General features: G+C 65.2%; 11 protein-coding genes. 6 read left to right on the top strand and 5 right to left on the bottom strand.

The window, feature by feature from the left end; all coding sequences use genetic code 11:
• Window positions 1-10 precede the first annotated feature (10 nt).
• The 6 genes from J2X67_RS17270 to J2X67_RS17245 are packed head-to-tail and all read left to right on the top strand — an operon-like array spanning window position 11 to window position 6,300.
• On the top strand, window positions 11-949 hold the full coding sequence (locus J2X67_RS17270; protein ID WP_309954667.1) for a 5'-methylthioadenosine/S-adenosylhomocysteine nucleosidase: 939 nt from the start codon (window positions 11-13) through the stop codon (window positions 947-949).
• Window positions 940-2,544, top strand: coding sequence for an ABC transporter ATP-binding protein (locus J2X67_RS17265; protein WP_309954665.1), 1,605 nt, complete (start codon window positions 940-942; stop codon window positions 2,542-2,544). The genes J2X67_RS17270 and J2X67_RS17265 overlap by 10 nt, the downstream gene beginning before the upstream one ends.
• On the top strand, window positions 2,544-3,608 hold the full coding sequence (locus J2X67_RS17260) for an ABC transporter permease (protein WP_309954993.1): 1,065 nt from the start codon (window positions 2,544-2,546) through the stop codon (window positions 3,606-3,608). Before J2X67_RS17265 ends, J2X67_RS17260 begins: the two co-directional genes overlap by 1 nt.
• The gene (locus tag J2X67_RS17255; RefSeq protein ID WP_309954663.1) at window positions 3,605-4,528 is read left to right on the top strand and encodes an ABC transporter permease; all 924 of its coding nucleotides are present in this window, start codon (window positions 3,605-3,607) and stop codon (window positions 4,526-4,528) included. The genes J2X67_RS17260 and J2X67_RS17255 overlap by 4 nt, the downstream gene beginning before the upstream one ends.
• Window positions 4,528-4,986, top strand: a complete 459-nt coding sequence (locus J2X67_RS17250; RefSeq protein WP_309954661.1) for a hypothetical protein — start codon at window positions 4,528-4,530, stop codon at window positions 4,984-4,986. The genes J2X67_RS17255 and J2X67_RS17250 overlap by 1 nt, the downstream gene beginning before the upstream one ends.
• Window positions 4,987-5,019: 33 nt before the next feature.
• On the top strand, window positions 5,020-6,300 hold the full coding sequence (locus tag J2X67_RS17245) for an amidohydrolase family protein (protein ID WP_309954659.1): 1,281 nt from the start codon (window positions 5,020-5,022) through the stop codon (window positions 6,298-6,300).
• Window positions 6,301-6,316: 16 nt separating this feature from the next.
• On the opposite strand, the gene J2X67_RS17240 is transcribed toward J2X67_RS17245, so the two are convergent.
• The 5 genes from J2X67_RS17240 to clpS all read right to left on the bottom strand — a co-directional run bounded on the left by J2X67_RS17240 (window position 6,317) and on the right by clpS (window position 12,628).
• The gene (locus J2X67_RS17240; protein ID WP_309954657.1) at window positions 6,317-6,868 is read right to left on the bottom strand and encodes a GNAT family N-acetyltransferase; all 552 of its coding nucleotides are present in this window, start codon (window positions 6,866-6,868) and stop codon (window positions 6,317-6,319) included.
• Between the two features lie 8 nt (window positions 6,869-6,876).
• Window positions 6,877-8,316: an exodeoxyribonuclease I gene (sbcB, locus tag J2X67_RS17235; RefSeq protein ID WP_309954656.1), complete on the bottom strand. Its 1,440-nt coding sequence runs from the start codon at window positions 8,314-8,316 to the stop codon at window positions 6,877-6,879.
• Entirely contained in the window at window positions 8,317-9,762 is a 1,446-nt protein-coding gene (cls, locus tag J2X67_RS17230; RefSeq protein WP_309954654.1) for a cardiolipin synthase, read from the bottom strand.
• Between the two features lie 117 nt (window positions 9,763-9,879).
• Complete coding sequence (gene clpA / locus J2X67_RS17225) at window positions 9,880-12,201, bottom strand: ATP-dependent Clp protease ATP-binding subunit ClpA (RefSeq protein ID WP_126746055.1); 2,322 nt, start codon at window positions 12,199-12,201, stop codon at window positions 9,880-9,882.
• A 67-nt stretch (window positions 12,202-12,268) separates the two neighbouring features.
• The gene (gene clpS / locus J2X67_RS17220; RefSeq protein WP_021007487.1) at window positions 12,269-12,628 is read right to left on the bottom strand and encodes an ATP-dependent Clp protease adapter ClpS; all 360 of its coding nucleotides are present in this window, start codon (window positions 12,626-12,628) and stop codon (window positions 12,269-12,271) included.
• Window positions 12,629-12,733: the final 105 nt, after the last annotated feature.

Here is a 12,733-nt window from a genome sequence, read left to right as displayed (position 1 = left end):
GCCGTCGACGATGCGTTGGCGTTCTCTTCTTGCGGCCGGCGTGCTGGCCTTCGGTCTCGCGGGCTGCGCCGGTGTCTTCAAGCCCGGCGGCGCCGCAACCACCGGTATTCGACTGGACGACACGCCGCGCATCGCAGTGATCTCGGCCTTCGAGCCTGAGCTCAAGCTGCTGCTCAACCGCCTGCAGGGGCCCGCCAAGCACAGCGTCAACGGCGTCGAGTTCACCACCGGCACGCTCGAAGGCAAGCCGGTGGTGCTGTTCCTCTCCGGCATCAGCATGACCAATGCGACGATGAACACGCAACGGGTGCTCGACCGCTTCCGCGTGACCAGCATCGTGTTCAGCGGCATCGCGGGCGGCGTGAATCCGCAATTGCACGTTGGCGACGTGACGGCGCCTGCCCAATGGGGCCAGTATCTCGAAGTGCTGATGGCGCGCGAAACCGCACCGGGCAAGTTCACCGCGCCGCCTTTCATTACCGACGCCACGCTGCCCAACTTCGGAATGATGCATCCGCGCCCGGTCGAGGTGCGCTCGGCCGCAAAGCCGGGCATCGAGCGCAAGTTCTGGTTCGAGGCCGACCCGAAGATGCTCGAGGTGGCGCGCAGCATCCGCAACGTCGAGCTGGCGAACTGCAGCGCCGGCAAATGCCTGGCGCGCAAGCCCCAGCTCGTTGTTGGCGGCAATGGTGTCTCGGGCCCGGCTTTCATGGACAACAAGGCCTACCGCGAGTACACCTTCAAGACCTTCCAGGCCAACGTGCTCGACATGGAAACCGCGGCCGTGGGCATGGTGGCCTACAGCAACGGCGTGCCCTACATCGCCTTCCGCTCGCTCAGCGACCTTGCCGGCGGTGGCGAGGGCGCCAACGAGATGGGCACCTTCATGGGCATTGCGGCCGACAACTCGGCCAAGGTCATGTTGGCGTTCCTGGCTGCATGGAAGTGACCGGCGCTCCTGTCTTGCGCCTTCGGGGCATTACCAAGCGCTTCGGCTCCCTCGTCGCCAACGACGATATTTCACTCGACCTGCAGGCCGGCGAAGTGCTCGCGCTGCTGGGCGAAAACGGCGCGGGCAAGTCGACGCTGATGTCCATCCTGTTCGGCCACTACGTTGCCGATGAAGGCAGCATCGAAGTGTTTGGAGCGCCCTTGCCTCCTGGCAACCCGAAGGCGGCGCTGGCTGCCGGCGTGGGCATGGTGCACCAGCATTTCACGCTGGCCGACAACCTGAGCGTGCTCGACAACGTGATGATGGGCACGGAGCCGCTCTGGCGCGTGTTCTCGCGCCGCGCCGCCGCGCGAGCGCGGCTGCTCGAAGTGGCGCAGCGCTTCGGCCTGCCGGTGCAGCCCGACGCAAAGATCGGCACCCTCTCGGTCGGCGAACGGCAGCGCGTCGAAATACTGAAGGCGCTGTACCGCGGCGCGCGCATCCTCATCCTCGATGAGCCGACCGCCGTGCTGACGCCTCAGGAAAGCGAAGCCTTGTTCTCCACGCTCGCGCAGATGGTGGCGCAGGGTCTCTCGGTGATCTTCATCAGCCACAAGCTGGGCGAGGTGCTGCGGGTATCGCGGCGCATTGCCGTGCTGCGCGGCGGCAAGCTGGTTGCCGAGGCGCACACGGCCGACACCACGCAGGCGCAACTCGCGCTGTGGATGGTCGGGCATGCAGTCGAAGCCCCGCAGCGACGGCCCGCCGGCTCGGTGGGCGACGCGGTCTGCGTGCTCGACCGTGTGAGCACCGCGTCGGCCAGCAGCGGCGCGCAAGATCATTCCAGCCCGCTTCACGAGGTGTCGCTCACGCTGCGCGGCGGGGAAATCACAGCCATTGCGGGCGTCTCGGGCAACGGGCAGGTCGCGCTGGCCGAACTGCTGTGCGGCACGCGCCGGGCTGCATCCGGCACGGCCGTGCTGATGGGCCGGGCGCTGCCGCCCTCGCCCTCCCGGCTGGTGCAACGCGGCGTGGCGCGCATTCCTGAAGACCGGCACGCAGTCGGCGTGGTCGGTGACCTGCCGGTGTGGGAGAACGCGGTGTCGGAGCGGCTGCGCAGCCCGGTCTTTTCGCGCTGGTCTTTGTTCGTGCGGCGTTCGGCAGCACGGCTGCACGCCCGGCGCATCGAAAAGGCATTCGACGTGCGCGGCGCCGGGCTCATGGCACCGGCCCGTTCGCTCTCTGGCGGCAACATGCAAAAACTGATCCTCGGCCGGGCACTGCTCGCGCCCGAGCAAGTCGAAGATGCCGACAACAAGAAGTATCCGACCCGCGCGCCGCGCCTCATCGTCGCGCACCAGCCGACCTGGGGACTCGACATTGGCGCCGTCGCGTATGTGCAGCAGCAACTCATTGCCGCGCGCGATGCCGGCGCGGCGGTGCTGGTTATTTCAGACGACCTGGACGAAGTGCTGGCGCTCGGCGACCGAGTGGCCGTGATGCATGGCGGCCACTTGAGCGAGGCCCGCCCGGCCTCGGCCTGGACACGCGAAGCCATTGGCCTGGCCATGGCCGGCGCGACCGACGCCTTGCGCGGGAAGGCACGGCCATGATGCGGCTCGAAAGGCGCCACGAAGCATCGCGTGCCGCGCTGGTGCTGGCGCCCATCGGCGCGGTGCTGTTCACCATGCTGGTGAGCGCGCTGCTCGTGCTGTGGGCCGGCGCGCCGGTCGGCCGTACATATGCGCTGCTGCTGCAGGGCGGCTTCGGCTCGGTGTTCGCCTGGAGCGAAACGTTGACGCGCGCGATCCCGCTCGTTCTTACAGGCTTGGCCGCCACGGTTGCATTCAAGGCCAGGCTCTTCAACATTGGCGCCGAGGGCCAGTTGTTCGCCGGCGCACTTGCCGCCGTGGCCGTGGGCGGCATGCACGGCGGAACGGGCTTCGAGCTTCAGACGTGGCTGCTGTTTCCGCTGATGATGCTGGCTGCCGCCGTGGCAGGCGCCCTGCTGCTGCTCGGCCCGGCACTGATGAAGAACAAGCTCGGCGTCGATGAAGTCGTGACCACCCTGCTGATCAACTTCATCGTGCTGCTTGGCGTGTCGGCGCTGCTCGACGGGCCGATGAAAGACCCGACCGCCATGGGCTGGCCGCAGAGCGTGTCGCTGCAGCCCGACCTGGAACTCGGCAAGCTCATCGCGCAGACGCGCGTGCACACGGGCCTGCTTTGGGCGGTGTCGCTGGCGGTATTGGTGTGGGCCATCTTCAAGTACACCGTGCTGGGCTTCGACATCCGCGCGGTCGGCGCAAATGCGCGCGCGGCAGAATTTGCCGGCGTGCCAGTGACGCGCACGGTGGTCATGGTGGCGCTGCTCTCTGGCGCGCTGGCGGGGCTGGCCGGCGCCATCGAGGTGGCGGGCCGCACCAGCTACGTCACGCTCGACATGTCGCCCGGCTACGGCTACACCGGCATCGTGATAGCGATGCTGGCCGGGCTGCACCCGCTGGGCGTGATTGCCGCAGGCGTGTTCGTGGCGGGCGTGCTGGTCGGTGCAGACACCATGAGCCGCGCTGTGGGCGTGCCAACCTACATCGCCGACGTGATCGTTGCAGCCTCGCTGATCGCGGTGCTGGTGGCGACGCTGCTCACGCAATACCGGGTGCGGGTGAGGAAATGACCGACTTGCTCGACATCCTCGCCAACCCCGCTTTCTGGGTCGCGGTGCTGCGCATTGCCACGCCGCTCATCCTCGGCACGCTGGGCGTGCTGCTTTGCGAACGCGCCGGTGTGCTCAACCTGGGCATCGAGGGAATCATGGTGGCGGGCGCCTTTACCGGATGGCTCGCGGTGTATGCCGGCGCGCCGCTGTGGGCCGGCGTGGGAGTGGCCGCGCTCACGGGCATGGTGTTCGGGCTGCTGCATGCCTTTCTTACCGTGGGCCTGGCACTTTCGCAGCACGTCTCGGGGTTGGGCATCACGCTGCTGGCCACGGCGCTCAGCTACTTCGGCTACCGCGTGAGCTTTCCAAAAGTGAACACGCCGCCGACCATCACGCCCTTCGCGCCGATGGACTGGCTGCCGCTGCCCATCCTGAACGCGCAGACATCACTCACCCTGTTCGCGCTGCTGCTCGTACCGGCCATTGCCTGGGTGCTGTACCGCACACCGCTGGGCCTGGCGCTGCGCATGGCCGGCGAGAACCCGCAGGCTGCCGAAAGCCAGGGCGTCTCGGTCGCGGGCATGCGCACCGGAGCCATCGTCGCGGGTTCGGCGCTGATGGGCATGGCCGGCTCGTTTCTCACGCTCTCCGCGTTCAACGCTTTTTTCTTCAACATGGTGAACGGCCGCGGCTGGATCTGCGTGGCGCTGGTGGTGTTCGCCTCGTGGCGGCCCGGCAAGGCCCTGTTGGGGGCGCTGCTGTTCGCGTTCTTCGACGCGCTGCAGCTGCGGCTGCAACAATCGGGCGATGCCGTGCTGCCCTACCAGATCTACCTGATGCTGCCCTACTTGCTGTCGATCCTCGCGCTGGTGCTGGTTGCTCGCAAGGCCAGCTATCCGCAGGCGCTCATGAAGCCTTATCGCAAGGGGGAGCGCTGATGCCGCGCGCCATCGAATTGCGCAAGATGCTGCTGGCGGCGCTGGTCGCGTCTTGCAGCGCGGGCGCGCATGCGCTGGGCAGCGACTACAGCTATGAAACCTTCAAGACTCCCGATGCGGTCAGCTGGGTTCAGCTGTGCGGCACCTGGGGCAAGGACCACCAGGGCACCTACCGCGTGGTTCACGCCGAGCAGTACGCGCAGTCTTTTCTCTATGTGCAGTGGATGGCGCGCGACGCCAATGGCAGCTTGCATGCCGAGCACACGCTGGCAATTGCCGAGCTCGACAACGACCATGCCGAAGTCGCGCTCACCGATCTCACCTGCCGCGCCACACCGCGCGGCATCGTGGTAACGGCAAGGGCCGCGTCCGGCCATGACGACAAGCTGCGCCGAGTCACCGTCGAGGTCGGCCCGGCGCCGGGGCAATACCGCTACCGGGCGCAGCGCACGCGCTGAACGCTCGCCACCGACCGACAAAAGACTTTCACGATGCTCGACCTGCTCATCACCAACGCCACCCTCCCCGACGGCCGCACCGGAATGTCTGTTGCCGTGCAGGGAGGCCGCATCGCCGAAGTCACTGCGGGCCTCGACGCACCCGCGCAAGAAAAGCTCGACGCCCAGGGCCTGCTGCTTTCGCCGCACTTCGTCGATCCGCATTTCCACATGGACGCCACGCTGAGCTACGGCCTGCCGCGCGTCAATGAAAGCGGCACGCTGCTCGAAGGCATCGCACTGTGGGGCGAACTCAAGCCGCTGCTCAAGGCCGAGGCGCTGATCGAGCGTGCGCTGGCGTATTGCGACTGGGCAGTGGCCAAAGGGCTGCTGGCGGTGCGGTCGCATGTGGATACGAGCGATCCAAGCCTTCTTGCGGTCGATGCGCTGCTAGAAGTCAAGCGCCAGGTCGCGCCATATGTCGATCTGCAGCTCGTTGCCTTTCCGCAGGACGGCGTGCTGCGTTCATCCGGCGGAGTCGACAACCTGAAGCGCGCGCTCGACAAGGGTGTGGACGTGGTCGGCGGCATTCCGCATTTCGAGCGCACCATGGCCGACGGCGCGGCCAGCGTCACGCTGCTGATGGAACTTGCGGCCGAGCGCGGCAAGCTGGTCGACATGCATTGCGACGAATCGGACGACCCGCTCTCCCGCCATATCGAAACGCTGTCCGCCGAAACCTGGCGCCTCGGCATGCAGGGCCGCGTCACAGGTTCGCATTGCACGTCGATGCATTCGATGGACAACTACTACGTGAGCAAGTTGCTGCCGCTGATAGCGCAGAGCGGTGTCAGCGTCGTGTCCAACCCGCTGATCAACATCACCTTGCAGGGCCGCCACGACACCTACCCCAAGCGCCGCGGAATGACGCGCGTGCCCGAGCTCATGGCCGCGGGCGTGAACGTGGCCTTTGGGCACGACTGCGTGATGGACCCGTGGTACGGCATGGGCTCGGGCGACATGCTCGAGGTGGCGCACATGGGGCTGCACGTGGCGCAGATGACCAGCCAGGCTGGCATCCGCCAATGCTACGAGGCGGTAACCACCAATGCTGCGCGCGTGATGCACCTTGAAGGCTACGGCATCGCGGCAGGCTGCGACGCGAGCTTTGTGCTCTTGCAGGCGCGCGATGCGGTCGAGGCGATTCGACTGCGTGCCACCCGGCTCAAAGTCTTCCGTAAAGGAAAGCTGCTCGCGGAAACGCCGGCTGCTACCGCCGCGCTGCACCTTCCGGGCCGGGGGCAGGCCACCAGCTGGATGATTCAAAAACCCTAGCGTTGGCCGCGCAGGCTCACCGCGCCGGTGCGCCCCTCAGATCGCACCACATGTGCACCTTGGCCAGCAACGCGCCATCGACCGCAATGGCCAGCGGTTCGACGCCGAAAACCTCGAACCCGCAGCGCTCGTAGAGCGCCTGGGCAGTACTGTTGCCTTCAGTCACAGTGAGCTGAACCAACCGCAGCGTCTCGAGCGAACGCGCATGCGCCAGCACCGCAAGCACCAGCCGGCGGCCGAAGCCGGAGCGGCGCGCAGTGGTTGCCACCGTCATGCCGAAGAGCGTGGCCTTGTGCCGCGCGCGTTGCCTTGCTTCAAAGCTCAAGCCCGCCGCGCCCACCAGCATGCCCGCCTCGTCGAATGCGCCATAAACCACGCTGGTCCCGCCCGCATCTGCGCCCAGCCGTTCTTCCCACCAGCCAAGCGGAAGCCCGGCGCGCTCATCCACAGTGGTGGTGAAGGCACTCGGGTGCGTGGCATAGGCCTCGAGCATCAATGCGCGGTACGCCGCGGCGTCGGTGGTTGTCAGGCGGCGAACGGAGCCGCGGTGGTTTTCAGAAGCGGGCACAGGACACCTCAGGCTTCCGGTGCGATGGCTTCGGCGTATTCGTAGAGCGCGCCCAGGATTTCCTCGCCCCGCTCATCCGCAGTTTCCGACAGCGCATCGACTTCGCTGAACAGCATTTCGATGGTGCGAGCACCACCCTCGCCCTTGAAGAGCCGCGCGGCGCGAAGCGCCTCCCAGCGCTCGGCTTCCTCGGGGCTGAGCAGTTCGGGCCAATTGCGTGCGCGGTATCTGAAGAGTATTTCTTCGAGGCGGCCGTCGTCGAAACCGGTGCGGTCCTTTGCGAGTTCTTCGGGCGAAAGCCCGCGCAGCTGGTTCAGGCGGCGCCTGTCGGCGTTTCCGACAAAGCCGCCATACAGATCTTCGTCCACGTCTGGCGTGGCCTCTTTGGGGCGGGCGTACACCTGCGACCAGATGGCGCTCATGTCGGGCAAGTCGCGTGCGATGGCCGCGTGCCGCATGGCCGCATCGAGATCGACGTTCCAGCGCTCGGCCATGGCCGGTGCGAGGGTGCGCAGGTTGCCGACGACCATCGGCGACTTGTTGAGGTGAATGCCCTTCACCGGCAAGCGCACCACGCCTTCCGGCAGGTCTGCGGTGCGCGTGAAAAGACGCAGGCGCAGGGTTTCGACATCGATATCGCGCAGTTCGCTCGGGTCGTGGGCCAGGTCCCACGCGAGCAGCTCGTTCTTGTTGCTTGGATGGCTCGCAAGAGGCCACATCACGCTGAGGCACCCGCGCTCGACCGGGAACATGCCCGAGACGTGCAGGAAAGGCTTGGCCGTTTCCCGCATGGCGGGCAGGCCAAGTTCGCTGGCCACTCGGTCTTTCTTGTGCAGGCCGAACGCAAATTCGAAGAGCTTGGGCTGGCGGTCGCGAATCAGCCGGGCCAACGCAATGGTGGCGCGCACATCGGACAGCGCATCGTGCGCCGATTCATGCAGCAATCCGTTGGCGCGCGCCAGGTCTTCGAGCTTGAAGCTGGGCTTGCCGTCTTCCTTCTTCGGCCACACGATGCCGTCGGGCCGCAGCGCGTAGGTCAGGCGCACCACGTCGAGCAGGTCCCATCGGCCGCAGTCGTTCTGCCATTCGCGTGCGTAGGGGTCGATGAGGTTGCGCCAGAACAGGAAGCGCGTTACCTCGTCGTCGAACCGGATGGTGTTGTAGCCCACCCCGATGGTCCCTGGCTCCGAAAAAGCCTTCTCGATCTGCGCCGCAAAGGCATGTTCGGGAATGCCGCGCTCCAGGCAGACTTGCGGCGTGATGCCGGTGATGAGGCAGGCCTCGGGGCTGGGCAGGTAATCGGGCGCGGGCTTGCAATAGATCATCAGCGGCTCGCCGATCTCGTTCAGCTCTGCGTCGGTGCGAATGGCGGCGAACTGCGAAGGCCGGTCCCGGCGCGGCACCGCACCGAAGGTTTCGTAGTCGTGCCAAAGAAAGGTGTGGTTCATTCAGAGCAAGGGAGAAAACAATCGTGCAAGCGCATCGCCAAGGCGGCGCCAGAAACTCTGCTGCCGGTTGGCGCGCACCGCACCGGAGCTGTGAAGGTCGGTTTCGAACTGCGCGGCCAGGGGACGCGCCAGTTCGGGCCCGTAGACCACAGCGCTCACCTCGAAGTTGAGCCGGAAGCTGCGGTTGTCGAAATTTGCCGTACCGATCATCGCGCAATGGTCGTCCACCACCAAGGTCTTGGAGTGCAGCATGCGTGCCTTGTACTCCCATACCTTCACGCCAGCGCCGATCAACTCGTCGAAATAGGAGCGTGCAGCCGCGCTCACAATGGCTGAATCGCTTCGGTGCGGCACCAGGAGGCGCACATCGACACCCCGCAGCGCGGCGCTGGTAAGCGCCATCATCGCGGGCTCCCCTGGCACGAAGTACGGCGTTGTGAGCCAGGCGCGTTCGCTTGCCGAATGAATGGCCTCCACATGCATGCGGTGGATGGGCTCGAGCATGTTGTCCGGGCCGCTGGTCACAATTTGCACAGGAATGTCGCCAGCCTCCACCTGCGGGAGCATGGCACCCATGAGGTGGTCCATGTTGCGAAGGTCTTCGCCGGTGGCGTAGGCCCAGTCTTCGAGAAAGGTGGTCTGGAGCCAGCGCACCGCGCTGCCTTCGATGCGCAGGTGCACGTCGTGATAGGCGTCGGGCCGGGTGCGCTTGTCTTCCTCGTCGGTAATGTTGACGCCGCCGGTAAAGCCCACGCGGCCGTCGCACACGACGATTTTTCGGTGGGTGCGGTAGTTGGTTACCGGCCGGAGGCGCCGACCGATGCGCGTGTCGTGGAACAGCGCAATCTCCACCCCCGCAGCAGAAAGCGGCGCCATGAACTTGCGGCCGATGCGCTTGGAACCGAGTGCGTCGAGCAGAAGGCGCACCGCCACGCCCTGCCTGACGCGTTCCACCAAGAGGTCACGCAGCGCGGTGCCGATCTTGTCGGGCTCGAAGATGTAGTACTCGAGGTGGATGTGGTCTTGCGCCTCGCGCACCGCATCGAAGATGGCATCGAACGTGCGCGCACCGCCCGAAAGCAGTGCAACGCCCGTGGCGCTGGAAACGGGCAGCCCGCAGGCCGCGGTACCGAGCCGTGCCATCTGCTGCAGAGCCGGCGGCGCATTCTGGGCCGCGTCTCGCAGGCGGGCCAGATCGGCCTGCGTGTGGGCCTTGGCGCGGCTTCGCAACCGCTTGACCCGCTGCTTGCGCAAGCGCTGCGGCCCCAGGAAGTAATAGATGACGAATCCCGCAAACGGCAGCAGCGCAAGCGAGAGGATCCAGCTCATGGTGGATACCGGCGCGCGCTTCTGCATCACGATCCACACCGACAGCACGGCGATATAGCCACTCCAGGCCAAAGAGAGGCCGGTTTTCCATTCCTGACTGAGCTCGGGAAGAATCAAGGTGAAGCTTGTGTGCGGGTAATTTCCGGCCCCAAGAAAAAAGGCCGGCAGCGAATGCTACCGGCCTTTTCAGTGTTGCCAGGAATACCGCGGAACCGGCTCTGTCGGCCCGCTTTTTTATCCTGCCGCAGCCTCTTCGGCTTCAGGCTTGGACTTGCCTTCCTTCTTGGGCAGCGGCTGGATGTCCAGCTGCACCTCGCCCTTGTCGTCGATATCGACCGAAAGGCGGCCCCCATCGATGAGGCGACCGAACAGCAGCTCGTCGGCCAGTGCACGACGGATCGTGTCCTGGATCAGGCGCTGCATCGGGCGGGCACCCATCAGCGGATCGAAGCCCTTCTTCGCCAGGTGCTTGCGCAAGCCGTCGCTGAACGTGACGTCGACCTTCTTCTCGGCCAACTGCGTTTCGAGCTGGAGCAGGAACTTGTCGACCACGCGCAGGATGATCTGCTCGTCCAGCGCCTTGAAGCTCACGGTCGCGTCCAGGCGGTTGCGGAACTCCGGCGTGAACAGGCGCTTGATATCGGCCATTTCGTCGCCCGCCTGACGCGGGTTGGTAAAGCCGATGGTCGCCTTGTTCATGGTCTCGGCCCCCGCATTGGTGGTCATCACGATGATCACGTTGCGGAAGTCGGCCTTGCGTCCGTTGTTGTCCGTCAGGGTGCCATGGTCCATGACTTGCAGCAGCACGTTGAAGATGTCCGGGTGCGCCTTCTCGATTTCGTCGAGCAGCAGCACCGCGTGCGGCTTCTTCGTGATGGCTTCGGTCAGGAGGCCGCCCTGGTCGAACCCGACGTAGCCCGGAGGCGCGCCGATCAAACGGCTCACCGCATGGCGCTCCATGTACTCCGACATGTCGAAGCGGATCAGCTCGATGCCCATGATGTAGGCGAGCTGCTTGGCCGCTTCGGTCTTGCCGACGCCCGTGGGGCCGCTGAACAGGAACGAGCCGATCGGCTTGTCTTCGCGGCCAAGGCCCGAACGCGCCATCTTCACGGCGGAAGCCAGCACCTCAAGCGCCTTGTCCTGGCCGAACACCACGCTCTTCAGGTCGCGCTCGATGGTCTGCAGCTTGCCGCGGTCGTCGTTGCTGACGTTGGCCGGGGGAATGCGCGCGATCTTCGCGACGATGTCCTCGACCTCGGACTTGCTGATGGTCTTCTTGCGCTTGCTCGCGGGCAGGATGCGCTGTGCGGCGCCGGCCTCGTCGATCACGTCGATGGCCTTGTCGGGCAGGTGGCGGTCGTTGATGTACTTGGCGCTCAGTTCGGCCGCAGCCTGCAGGGCCGCAACCGCGTACTTGACGCCATGGTGCTCTTCGAAGCGCGACTTCAGTCCCTTCAGGATGTCGACGGTTTCCTGCACGGTCGGCTCAACCACGTCGACCTTCTGGAAGCGACGCGACAGGGCCGCATCCTTCTCGAAGATGCCGCGGTATTCGCTGAACGTGGTGGCGCCAATGCACTTGAGCTGGCCGCTAGAGAGCGCCGGCTTGAGCAGGTTGGACGCGTCCAGCGTGCCGCCCGAGGCCGCGCCCGCACCGATGAGGGTGTGGATCTCGTCGATGAACAGGATGGCATTCGGCTTGTCCTTCAGCGACTTGAGCACGCCCTTCAGGCGCTGCTCGAAATCGCCGCGGTACTTGGTGCCGGCCAGCAACGCGCCCATGTCGAGCGAGTAGACCTGCGCCTCGGCGAGGATTTCAGGCACGTCGGTCTGCGTGATGCGCCATGCCAGGCCTTCTGCAATGGCGGTCTTGCCCACGCCGGCCTCACCCACCAGCAGCGGGTTGTTCTTGCGCCGGCGGCAGAGAATCTGGATGACGCGCTCGACCTCGTATTCGCGGCCGATCAGCGGATCGATCTTTCCGTCCTTGGCGAGCTGGTTGAGGTTTTGCGTGAACTGTTCGAGAGGCGAAGCCTTCTCGTTCTTTTCGCCGCCGCCCTCTTCGCCCTCGCCCGAAGACGATTCGCTGCTGCCCTTGACGGCCTCAGGCGGATCGCTCTTCTTGATGCCGTGGGCAATGAAGTTCACCACGTCGAGGCGGGTAACGCCTTGCTGGTGGAGGTAGTACACCGCATGCGAATCCTTCTCGCCGAAGATCGCGACCAGCACGTTGGCGCCGGTGACTTCCTTCTTGCCGTTGCCGGTGGACTGCACATGCATGATGGCGCGCTGGATCACGCGCTGGAAACCCAGCGTGGGCTGGGTGTCGACATCGTCGGTACCCGCCACTTGCGGCGTGTTGTCCTTGATGAAGTTGGTGAGCGACGCCCGCAGGTCGTCGACGTTGGCCGAGCACGCGCGCAGAACCTCTGCGGCGCTCGGGTTGTCCAGCAAAGCGAGCAACAGATGCTCCACGGTGATGAACTCGTGGCGCTGCTGCCTGGCCTCGACGAAGGCCATATGCAAGCTGACTTCCAGTTCCTGGGCAATCATGTGATTTCCTTTTGCCTTGCTGTAAATAAGTTCTCAGATGGGTTGGAGCTTGCGCAATTCAACTGGTTCACGCAACAGGCTCGCTCACGCACTGCAGCGGATGTCCGGCCTGATGCGCCGCCTCCATCACCTGGTTGACCTTGGTGGCCGCGAGATCGCGGGAATAAACCCCACAAACGCCGCGGCCATCGAGATGAATCTTTAGCATGATCTGGGTCGCGGTTTCGCGATCCTTGTTGAAATATTCTTGCAGGACGACGATTACGAACTCCATGGGGGTGTAGTCGTCGTTCAGCATGACCACCTGGTACATCTGGGGCGGCGCAGTTTTTTGCGGCCGCCGCTCCAGAACGACCGAATCTCCGTCATCTCCTGCCGGTTTCTGGGCCGGCGGAGTGCTGGGAGTCTTGGGAATTCTCGTTGCCATAAAAAAGATTCTATAGAGCGTGCAAGCACCGTGCCGGCGCAAGAAGACTTGGTGGCGCGTAATCGACAAATCAAGGGGCTTGCGTCGTGTGCGACACCACAGACG

It is taken from the genome of Variovorax sp. 3319, from assembly GCF_031456585.1.
Taxonomy (GTDB): domain Bacteria; phylum Pseudomonadota; class Gammaproteobacteria; order Burkholderiales; family Burkholderiaceae_C; genus Variovorax; species Variovorax paradoxus_P.
This window is presented reverse-complemented; position numbering and strand designations above follow the sequence as displayed.

Bases quoted from the DNA above. Each gene is read 5' to 3' on its own strand.
- J2X67_RS17270 (WP_309954667.1), top strand. From the start codon at position 11: ATGCGTTGGCGTTCTCTTCTTGCGGCCGGCGTGCTGGCCTTCGGTCTC.
- J2X67_RS17265 (WP_309954665.1), top strand. From the start codon at position 940: ATGGAAGTGACCGGCGCTCCTGTCTTGCGCCTTCGGGGCATTACCAAG.
- J2X67_RS17260 (WP_309954993.1), top strand. From the start codon at position 2,544: ATGCGGCTCGAAAGGCGCCACGAAGCATCGCGTGCCGCGCTGGTGCTG.
- J2X67_RS17255 (WP_309954663.1), top strand. From the start codon at position 3,605: ATGACCGACTTGCTCGACATCCTCGCCAACCCCGCTTTCTGGGTCGCG.
- J2X67_RS17250 (WP_309954661.1), top strand. From the start codon at position 4,528: ATGCCGCGCGCCATCGAATTGCGCAAGATGCTGCTGGCGGCGCTGGTC.
- J2X67_RS17245 (WP_309954659.1), top strand. From the start codon at position 5,020: ATGCTCGACCTGCTCATCACCAACGCCACCCTCCCCGACGGCCGCACC.
- sbcB (WP_309954656.1), bottom strand. From the start codon at position 8,316: ATGAACCACACCTTTCTTTGGCACGACTACGAAACCTTCGGTGCGGTG.
- clpA (WP_126746055.1), bottom strand. From the start codon at position 12,201: ATGATTGCCCAGGAACTGGAAGTCAGCTTGCATATGGCCTTCGTCGAG.
- clpS (WP_021007487.1), bottom strand. From the start codon at position 12,628: ATGGCAACGAGAATTCCCAAGACTCCCAGCACTCCGCCGGCCCAGAAA.